Genomic DNA, 9,750 nt, shown 5'->3' on the forward strand with positions numbered 1-9,750 from the left:
CGTTTACCCAGAATTTGGGTTCGATAATTCATTTTATTTTTCTTTGCGGAGGTAAAAATGGCTGCAGACAATAACTACAGTCTTGGACCAGTTCCTAACAGTGCCAGAAAGGGTGTCGCTTCATTAACCATGGTAATGTTAGGACTCACTTTCTTCTCCGCGAGTATGTGGACGGGCGGTTCGCTCGGTACTGGCCTTTCTTTTGATGATTTCCTCCTCGCTGTTCTCATTGGTAACCTAATTCTCGGCATCTACACTTCTTTCCTTGGTTACATCGGCGCTTCTACTGGTCTTTCTACTCACCTTCTTGCTCGTTTCTCTTTTGGCTCTAAAGGCTCTTGGCTTCCTTCCGCACTGCTTGGTGGTACACAAGTTGGCTGGTTCGGTGTTGGCGTGGCAATGTTTGCCATTCCGGTTCACAAGGCGACAGGCATTGACACTAACTCCCTCATCATTCTCTCTGGTCTCTTAATGACCGCGACCGTTTACTTTGGTATCTCTGCACTGATGATTCTATCGGCGATTGCTGTTCCTGCCATTGCACTACTTGGCGGCTACTCCGTGATCGAAGCGATAAACAGCATCGGTGGTATCGCTGAGTTACAAAATGTACAACCAGTTGAGCCCCTTGATTTCTCAGTCGCATTGGCAATGGTAGTTGGTTCATTCATTAGTGCGGGTACATTAACGGCGGACTTCGTCCGTTTCGGTAAAAACCCAAAAGGCGCCGTCATGGTGACCATGATTGCCTTCTTTATTGGTAACTCACTCATGTTTGTCTTTGGCGCTGCTGGTGCAGCGGTAACCGGTCAGTCTGACATTTCCGAAGTGATGATCGCGCAAGGTTTATTGATCCCTGCCATTATCGTTCTAGGCTTGAACATTTGGACAACCAATGACAATGCGCTTTACGCATCCGGTCTTGGCTTCTCCAACATCACTGGTTTACCAAGTAAATACATTTCCATGGCTAATGGCGTGGTAGGAACACTTTGCGCACTTTGGCTCTACAATAACTTTGTTGGCTGGTTAACGTTCCTATCGCTTGCTATTCCACCAATTGGCGGCGTTATCATCGCGGATTTCCTAGTAAACCGTAAACGTTATAAAAATTTCGACGCGGCGGAGTTCCAAACTGTTAACTGGGCTGGCATTATCGCCGTTGCCATTGGTGTAGCAGCGGGTCACTTCCTTCCAGGTGTGGTTCCTGTTAACGCGGTACTAGGCGGCGCAATCAGCTACCTGACTCTTAATCCCATTCTTAATAAAAAGACACTGGCTGAACAGCCAGCGTAAGGAATCAGCATGACAACACTATTGATCAAAAACGCTACGCTAAAGGGACAGGAAGGTCTCCAGCAAATACTGATTGAGGATGGTCAATTCAAGCGTATTGAAAACAATAATGTAGAGCTAAATTACTCAGGTGACGTACTCGATGCCGAGGGCGGCATGGTTGTCGCACCTTTTTGTGAGCCGCACATTCACTTAGATACAACCCAGACTGCTGGTGAACCGAGTTGGAACATCTCTGGTACACTGTTCGAAGGGATCGAGCGCTGGGCTGAACGCAAAGAAATGCTGTCGATTGAAGACGTCAAAGCACGTGCAAAGCAAACACTAAAATGGCAAATCGCCAATGGGGTTCAGCACGTGCGTACTCACGTTGACGTTTCTGACCCTACCCTTATCGCACTAAAAGCGATGGTGGAAGTGCGTGAAGAGATGAAAGAGTGGGTCGACATTCAAATCGTTGCTTTCCCACAAGAAGGCATCTTATCTTACCCTAACGGTAAAGAGTTGCTTGAAGAAGCCGTTCAACTGGGGGCAGACGTTATCGGTGCAATCCCACACTTCGAGTTCACTCGTGAATACGGTATTGAATCCCTACACTATGTGTTCGAACTGGCACAAAAATTTGACCGCCTGATCGACGTACACTGTGATGAAATCGACGACGAACAATCTCGCTTTGTTGAAACACTGGCAGCATTAGCGCACAAATTCAATATGGGCCACAAGGTAACAGCAAGCCATACGACGGCAATGGGCTCTTACAACGGCGCCTATGCCTCTCGCCTATTCCGCCTACTGCGCATGTCTGGTATCAACTTCGTTGCAAACCCATTGGTGAACATTCACCTACAAGGTCGCTTTGACGACTACCCGAAACGCCGTGGTGTAACACGCGTTAAAGAGATGCTGAATGCCAACATCAACGTATGTTTTGGTCATGATGATGTGTTTGATCCTTGGTACCCACTAGGTACAGCGAATATGTTGCAAGTTCTGCACATGGGTCTGCATGTGTGCCAAGTGATGGGTTACGATCAAATCAATAACTCACTGGATCTGATCAGCACCAATTCAGCCCGTACGCTGAACATTCAAGACAAGCACGGTATTGAAGAAGGCAAACCTGGTAACCTACTGATCCTTCCTGCTGAAAACGGTTTTGATGCAGTACGCCGCCAAGTGCCAGTGCGTTACTCCGTTCGTCACGGTAACGTGATTGCGGAAACTCAACCAGCGACAACACACATTCATCTTGGTGAACAAGAGCAAGTAACGTTTAAACGTTAATAGCCACTCTGAATAAAAAAGAACAAGGGGCTGATACTGTCAGACCCTTGTTTTATTTTTTCATTCGTTGCGTAAGCTTTTGCTGACAACTAATGATGTTTCTCAACATGGAAGGAGAACGGCCTAAATAGACGATCTTGCCCTCTTCATCCACAATCGCGGGTTCCACTTTTAAGCCTTTCATATCTGCACCGCCTTCCACTAGCTTACGCTCTAATTCATATAAATCCTGCATTTCTTGGATTCATTTTATAATTGTCGATTTCGCGTGAATCCTATCCCTCTCACCTAGAATGAATTTTGACTGAAATAAAAAATAGCCATCCATTATACGTCTATTTTCATTATTTATAAAAACAACAAGATGAACGTAATCCAAACATATTTTCTATAAAATTTGTTGCCGGTCTCAGCAATATCCCCCTAAACGCGGACCACAATATACCTCAAGCTAACTTAATGACGGACTAGGTAAAAAAGAAGGTGCTGATTTAGCGATAGAATTGCCTGCTTCTTATTTGCATGATTGCTTCACCTACCCTAAAGATCACCCAGACCGAAAGCAAAGTTCCACAATGGTGGCGAAGAAAGCCATCTCGTTTTTAGAAAAGATTAACTATCCATAACAATACCATGATGCGGTTACTCATGCGATTGAAGCGCAAGGCGCTTCCCTGATTGTGGCAAACCATGTCAGTTACGTAGACGCGCTTATCTTAATGGGCACATCGACCCGCCCGATGCGATTTGTGATGGATAAATCAATCAGTGAACTGCCCGTTCTTAAGTACGTTTTCCGTCATGCTGGCGTCATCCCAATCTGTTCACCACGCAAATGCGCAGAGATATACGAAAGTGCTTTCGAGAAAGTCGAGCAAGCGCTTAATAACGATGAAGTGGTTAGTATCTTCCCAGAAGGTCGATTAACGTCAAATGGTGAACTGGGTGAATTCAGACCTGATGTTGAGAAGCTCCTAAGCCGAACACCTGTTCCTGTGACTACAATGGCGTTAAAAGGCTTATGGGGATCGTTCTTCAGCCACAAAGATGGACACGCATTAACTAAGCATCCAGCTCGATTCTGGTCTCGAATTGAAGTCAGTATTGGTGAATTACTGCAACCGGCAACGCTAAATCGCCATTTGTTACAAAATGAAGTGCAAGATTTGCTCATTCGCCGACAGTAGTTCAGTGCAGAATTTAGTAGGATAAAGTCAACGTCACAAATCTAGGAGGTGTTATGAAAATCATCATCTTACATGGTCTTTATATGCATGGGCTCGTCATGCAGCCTCTTAGCCAACAACTGCGTAAGTTTGGCTACGAAACAAAGGTGTTAAGTTACAACACCGTATCAATTAATGAAGAATCACTGTTTGACTCTATTGATCATGCACTTAATCCTTTCGCTGCTAACGTATTGGTGGGCCATAGTTTGGGGGGGTTGATGATTAAACGCTACCTCGCAAACAGGCAGCCAACTACTAGCTTGATTTCGCATGTCGTCGCGATTGGTTCTCCGCTGAAAGGGGCGTCCATCGTAACTCGCATTCAGGATCTTGGTTTTGGTGTCATGTTGGGTAATTCGCCTCATCATGGCCTCAATATGCATGAAGATGTTTGGGCTTTCCCGCAAAAGCTCGGCAGCATCGCTGGCACCATGCCGATTGGCGCACGACAAATCCTGATGCACAAAGACCACACACTCTCAGATGGAACCGTCACCGTAGAAGAAACTCGACTAGATGGCATGCAGGATCATATCGAAACAAAGCAAACCCATACCAGCCTAATCTATAACACCTTTGTGCCAGAACAGATCGATCATTTTATTCGTACCGATCATTTCAATCGATAGCACACTTTTCCATCAAATAGTTACCTTCGACTTTTCAATTCTTAGTGTACGCAGTACTATCTCTACTCCGACCGCTCATGCTGAGTCGTCGGAGTTTTATTTCCGACTAAACAATAATGTTAAGTTCGGACTCAATGTTCTCAGGGCGGGGCGAAATTCCCCACCGGCGGTATACTCTTTTGAGTGAGCCCGCGAGCGCTCGATTTATCGAGGTCAGCAGATCTGGTGAAATGCCAGAGCCGACGGTTATAGTCCGGATGAAAGAGAATAAGAATACACCAGCATATTTACTCAATGTATTTATCAAATTATTGAGAAGTTCTGGTGCGTTTCTTTTTGATCGCGTTTTTTGTTAAGTGCGGGTTTATGCCATTCATTAGCGCGTAAACTTGTGGTTATAATGATAAACACAACGATCTCTCATACCGCCCTGATTCTGGTGATATTTAGGAGTTAACCATGAATCAGTCATCACTACTTGCCGAATTTGGCAACCCAATCACACGTGTTGAAAACGCACTTATCGCTCTCAAAGAAGGCCGTGGCGTGCTTCTTCTTGATGATGAAGATCGTGAAAACGAAGGCGACATTATCTATTCAGTTGAGCACCTAACAAACGAGCAAATGGCACTGATGATCCGCGAATGCAGCGGCATTGTTTGTTTATGCCTGACCGATGCTCAAGCAGACAAACTTGAACTTCCACCAATGGTTGTGAACAACAACAGCGCAAACCAAACCGCTTTCACTGTTTCAATAGAAGCGAAGCAAGGCGTAACAACGGGTGTTTCTGCGGCCGACCGCGTGACAACCATCAAAACCGCAGCGAATCCAAATGCAAAGCCAGACGACTTGGCTCGCCCAGGTCACATATTCCCACTTCGCGCTCGCCCTGGTGGTGTAATGACTCGCCGTGGTCATACCGAAGGTACGGTTGATCTCATGCAGATGGCGGGACTACAACCTGCAGGTGTACTGTGTGAAGTCACAAACCCAGACGGCACAATGGCAAAAACGCCGGAAATCGTCGCATTTGGCCGCCTTCATAACATGCCTGTACTGACTATCGAAGACATGGTCGCGTACCGTAATCAGTTCGATTTGAAACTCGCATAAGCACTTAGCTATCAAACTGTTCTAAGCCGCATATTCGTGCGGCTTTTCTACCCGTCGCTCTATCCTACCGTCCAACGTTTCACTTTATGCATACTCATTTGGCTTAAAGGGGCTGAATTCCGAGCATTGGCACGTCTGCAAGCCAAGTCGTTCTCACTTAGGTTACTTGGTTAGATAAGTACTACGCTTACTAATGCCACCGAACAATAACGATAAGGAAGACTGCTATGGCGACGACACGTTCTACCATGTTACAGCTGGGATATTTAGGCCTCATTCCTTTTCTGTTTAGCTTAGTACTCATCCTTACTGACACCGTATTGTTTGACTTAAACGGCCAGCAATTTTTCATCACATACAGCGCCGTTATTTTGAGCTTTTTGTCTGGCAATTTATGGGGCAACGGCATCGACCATTATTACCATCGCCTTAGTCGTAATGCATTGATACTCAGTAACCTATTCGTCTTGCTCGCTTGGGCCGCCCTATTGCAAAGCAACAAGAATCACATGGTGGCAACGCTACTCTTAGCCATTGGTTATGTCGCAGTTTGGTACGCAGAAAAACTAATAAGAAAAGTAGAGAAAGAAGTAGAGCCAAAAGGCTATCAACTAATGAGAGGAAAGCTCACTGCTGGCGTTGTGTTAATGCATGGTCTGGTATTAATTACATAAAAATGACGACCTCCGAGGTCGCCATTTTTGATTTTGCGTCAATGCTTACAGGGTAAGTAAGTAGTTCACCAACTCATTGTACTCATCGTAACTGCGGATCTCGTTCGCAAGCACAATGTACTTGTTATTCACTAATACACCAGGTACCCCTGTCAGAGTACTCTCTTCAAATTTCTTATCGAACTGCTTTTGCATCGAGTTTACAGCAAAGCTATTGTATGCCGCGTCAAACTTCTTCGCATCCACACCATTATCGACAAAGATCTGCTTTAGTTCGACTTCATCGCGTGGGGCTTGGCGCATTTGGTGGATCTGCGCGAACATAACCGGAACCATGCTTTTCTCAACACCTAACGACACCATCGTTGCATACGATTTTGCCATTGGCACCGCCATATCACTGCCCATAAAGGCAACGTGAACTTTCTCAAAGCTTGCATCTTCTGGTAGTGCTGATTTTAAGTTCTCCACCACTGCTTCGAATTTATAACAGTGTGGGCAGTAAAATGAGAAAAACTCCGTAACGGTGGGTTTGCTGGCTTTTTCCACATCCAAGACTTTGTAATGCTTACCTTCTTCAAATTGCGCAGCGTGAGTGGTAAATGTCAGTAAAAGAGTGCTGCATAGCGCGAGTAGTTTTTTCATGTTTGATTCCTTCTGACACACGAGTGCCATATTCACTAATTAATAAGAATCCAGCGGTACTGGAGAATGATGAATGTGGGAATCAAACAATTGGAGGGCGGTAAGTTTTATAAACCACGGCCACGGCTTTCGGCGTTGATGATTTATCGATAAGAGCAAGCTGGTGGGGCAGCAGCATCAAGTCATCATGCAACAAGTTGATAGGCATTTTAACGATACATAAAGAACTGCAGCTTGTATGAGCTTGCTGTCCTTTCTCCATCAGGTGGTCACTGTGATGCGATTCAACACAATCGCTTTTGTTCACCCTCTGGTGCTGCTGAAGATCAAATTTTTGCTCTTGAGCACACAGTGCCTCTATCTGCACCTTCGCCGCACGCACACTAGAGGCAAAACCCGTTAGCAGCATGGCTAGCAGGCAAAGCATCGTCGTCGTGAATGTGCGGTTAAAACTCAACATACAACATCTTCAAAATACGGTGAGTCTTCATCATACAGAAACCGTTCTTGCTTACAAGTGAGACACTCCACAACCCATACAGAAAACGTATTCATCCGTAGTCTCCATCGAATACCGTTCGATAAGGCTTGAAATTCCTGTGAAGCCTGAGTAATAGTTAGAACGGTTTTTGAACAAACAAGGAAGAGTTAATGCTTAAAAAGAGATTCTTTAAAACGAAAGATGAAGTCGAAGTCACGTTCGAGCTAGACAAAAATCAGTGGCAATCGATTCAAATTGCAGGCGATTTTAACAACTGGCAACCAGAACCCATGAAACTCGTAAAGAAAAGTGGCCAGTTTAAATTTAAGACACGCTTGCCGAAGGAGCAAAATATTGAATTCCGTTACCTGTTTGATGACGAAGAATGGGAGAACGATCCATACGCCGATGCTTATGTGCCTAACGGCTTTGGTAGTGACAACAGTGTCGTCTGTACCGCGGCGGAATCTTCATAACATTTCATTCAACCTTCTACAGGCGCATTCGTGCGCCTTTTTTATGTCTATTATAAAGCAAGGTAATTCGCTATTGTTTCCAGCCAACAACAGTGTTTTAGCTAAAGTGATATATATCAACAAATGTCATTTCCTTAATATTACCCACATTGCAGCGAAACAACTGCTTTCAAACAAAGCGATTTTCAAGCAAGAATAAAAAGGAAACAAAAGATGAAAAAACTGATCGTAATTACGGGTGCAAGCTCAGGTATTGGTGAAGCTATCGCACGTCGCTTAAGCGATGAAGGCCACCCTCTTCTTCTTCTGGCTCGCCGCGTAGAACGTTTGGAAGCACTGAACTTACCAAATACACTCTGTGAGAAAGTAGACGTAACAGACAAATCTTCTTTTGAAGCCGCTATTGCGAAAGCAGAAGAGAAATTTGGACCAGCAGATGCGTTGGTGAACAACGCCGGTGTAATGTTACTTGGTCAAATTGATGCTCAGGATGCTTCAGAATGGAAGCGCATGTTTGATGTGAATGTGCTTGGCCTGTTAAACGGCATGCAATCGGTTCTTGCTCCGATGAAAGCCCGCAATAGCGGTACGATTATCAATATCAGCTCTATCGCAGGTAAGAAAACCTTCCCAGATCACGCGGCATACTGTGGTACTAAGTTCGCGGTGCACGCTATCTCCGAAAACGTGCGTGAAGAAGTGGCGGCGTCTAACGTTCGTGTTACCACTATCGCACCGGGTGCTGTAGAAACGGAACTGCTTTCTCACACTACGTCTCAAGACATCAAAGATGGTTACGATGCATGGAAAGTAGACATGGGCGGCGTACTTGCTGCTGATGACATTGCTCGTGCCGTTGTGTTTGCTTACCAACAACCACAGAACGTCTGTATCCGTGAAATCGCATTGGCACCGACTAAACAACAGCCATAGTTTCACATCGCGGCCCCTGCCAACGGGCCGCTTGTCTACTCTCATTCTCGCGTCTCTGGCATTATGTTTACACTGATTAAAAATTAGCCACACTAGCTACAATCTTGATTCATGAGCTATAAACTGTCTCAACTGCATAACATTCGTGCTTTTCCCCTGCAAATTTCACAAATATTTCACGCTCTACCCGTTACTCGTCTATTTGCAATTTAATGCCTTTTCATTTTTGGGGGCTTTGTCCCTCGAAGCCCCCGCTTTTTTAAATGGGGGGGGAGGTTAAAGGCAACACTACTTTCGTTTCCCATCACCGTGACCTACACTGCACTTTTGGTATGAAGATCATGCTCTCATGATCACTACTACGGCATACGTTCTCATCCTCAGATGGCAGCACGCCTAGCATGCTCCCCTAGTTCCATCATTTTGCTTAGGTTTTCCGTCTGAGCCCAAGTGAATGCAAGCATAAAAATAAGATTGACTAAAAAATCAACAAAATAAAAGCTAGTAAGCATTACAAACAAAAGAATAAGGAAGTCATTCTGTCATGCTGCCTACAAAACCGATATTACGCTCGCTACTCACCACCGCCTGGACTCTGCCTTTGATGCTGAGTGCTTTTTCCGCTTTCGGTGCCGATAAGGTTTACCGACTTAAACTCGCAGAAACTTGGGGACCAAATACCCCGATTCTCGGCGATGCCAGCAAAAATATGGCGAAATTAGCCGAAGAGATGTCCAATGGACGCTTGGTGATTCGTATTGATTCCGCTAACAAGCACAAAGCGCCATTAGGTATTTTTGATATGGTCAAATCAGGCCAATACGATCTGGGTCACTCAAGCTCGTATTACTGGAAAGGAAAAGTGCCCAATACCCTAATGCCAGTCAGTTAAGCTGACTGGCTTTCTTTTTATTGGGGTATTTCTTTGCCTTTGCTTTTATTGCTCTCGGATATATCCGATCTTCTCGTTTAATGGGCAAGACA

Annotated in this window: 10 protein-coding genes, 3 pseudogenes and 1 riboswitch; of the genes and pseudogenes, 10 read left to right on the top strand and 3 right to left on the bottom strand. The window is 45.1% G+C overall.

Annotated features, from left to right (window positions below):
• Positions 1–57 precede the first annotated feature (57 nt).
• Positions 58–1,296 carry a cytosine permease gene (gene codB / locus AK965_RS07815; RefSeq protein ID WP_099079084.1) on the top strand — a complete coding sequence of 413 codons (1,239 nt, stop codon included), beginning with the start codon at positions 58–60 and terminating at the stop codon, positions 1,294–1,296.
• A 9-nt stretch (positions 1,297–1,305) separates the two neighbouring features.
• Complete coding sequence (locus tag AK965_RS07820) at positions 1,306–2,583, top strand: cytosine deaminase (protein ID WP_099079085.1); 1,278 nt, start codon at positions 1,306–1,308, stop codon at positions 2,581–2,583.
• Positions 2,584–2,635: 52 nt separating this feature from the next.
• Here the strand turns inward: AK965_RS07820 and AK965_RS07825 are convergent, their stop codons facing one another.
• Complete coding sequence (locus AK965_RS07825) at positions 2,636–2,818, bottom strand: hypothetical protein (protein WP_099079086.1); 183 nt, start codon at positions 2,816–2,818, stop codon at positions 2,636–2,638.
• A gap of 238 nt (positions 2,819–3,056) precedes the next feature.
• On the opposite strand from AK965_RS07825, the pseudogene AK965_RS20665 reads away from it, so the two are divergent.
• The 5 genes and pseudogenes from AK965_RS20665 to AK965_RS07850 form a co-directional block, all read left to right on the top strand.
• A pseudogene (locus AK965_RS20665) lies at positions 3,057–3,206 on the top strand (phosphohydrolase); the annotation flags it as partial.
• Positions 3,207–3,248: 42 nt separating this feature from the next.
• Positions 3,249–3,770, top strand: a pseudogene (locus AK965_RS07835) (1-acyl-sn-glycerol-3-phosphate acyltransferase); the annotation flags it as partial.
• A 53-nt stretch (positions 3,771–3,823) separates the two neighbouring features.
• Positions 3,824–4,441, top strand: a complete 618-nt coding sequence (locus tag AK965_RS07840; RefSeq protein WP_099079087.1) for a cobinamide adenolsyltransferase — start codon at positions 3,824–3,826, stop codon at positions 4,439–4,441.
• Positions 4,442–4,573: 132 nt separating this feature from the next.
• A riboswitch (FMN riboswitch) is annotated at positions 4,574–4,714 on the top strand.
• A 186-nt stretch (positions 4,715–4,900) separates the two neighbouring features.
• Entirely contained in the window at positions 4,901–5,557 is a 657-nt protein-coding gene (gene ribB, locus AK965_RS07845) for a 3,4-dihydroxy-2-butanone-4-phosphate synthase (RefSeq protein ID WP_099079088.1), read from the top strand.
• Positions 5,558–5,784: 227 nt separating this feature from the next.
• Positions 5,785–6,231, top strand: a complete 447-nt coding sequence (locus tag AK965_RS07850; RefSeq protein WP_099079089.1) for a DUF3429 domain-containing protein — start codon at positions 5,785–5,787, stop codon at positions 6,229–6,231.
• Positions 6,232–6,276: 45 nt separating this feature from the next.
• Here AK965_RS07850 and AK965_RS07855 read toward each other — a convergent pair whose 3' ends face one another.
• Positions 6,277–6,876, bottom strand: coding sequence for a thiol:disulfide interchange protein DsbA/DsbL (locus AK965_RS07855; RefSeq protein WP_099079090.1), 600 nt, complete (start codon positions 6,874–6,876; stop codon positions 6,277–6,279).
• Between the two features lie 82 nt (positions 6,877–6,958).
• Entirely contained in the window at positions 6,959–7,336 is a 378-nt protein-coding gene (locus AK965_RS07860; protein ID WP_099079091.1) for a hypothetical protein, read from the bottom strand.
• 191 nt (positions 7,337–7,527) lie between these two features.
• Between AK965_RS07860 and AK965_RS07865 the strand changes: the two genes are divergently transcribed.
• The 3 genes and pseudogenes from AK965_RS07865 to AK965_RS07875 all read left to right on the top strand — a co-directional run.
• Complete coding sequence (locus tag AK965_RS07865) at positions 7,528–7,833, top strand: isoamylase early set domain-containing protein (RefSeq protein ID WP_099079092.1); 306 nt, start codon at positions 7,528–7,530, stop codon at positions 7,831–7,833.
• Positions 7,834–8,046: 213 nt separating this feature from the next.
• The gene (locus AK965_RS07870; RefSeq protein WP_099079093.1) at positions 8,047–8,766 is read left to right on the top strand and encodes an SDR family oxidoreductase; all 720 of its coding nucleotides are present in this window, start codon (positions 8,047–8,049) and stop codon (positions 8,764–8,766) included.
• 604 nt (positions 8,767–9,370) lie between these two features.
• A pseudogene (locus AK965_RS07875) lies at positions 9,371–9,643 on the top strand (ABC transporter substrate-binding protein); the annotation flags it as partial.
• Between the last annotated feature and the right edge of the window lie 107 nt (positions 9,644–9,750).

Origin of the sequence: Vibrio sp. PID17_43, assembly GCF_002608565.1 — a bacterium.
Classification (GTDB): Bacteria; Pseudomonadota; Gammaproteobacteria; order Enterobacterales; family Vibrionaceae; genus Vibrio.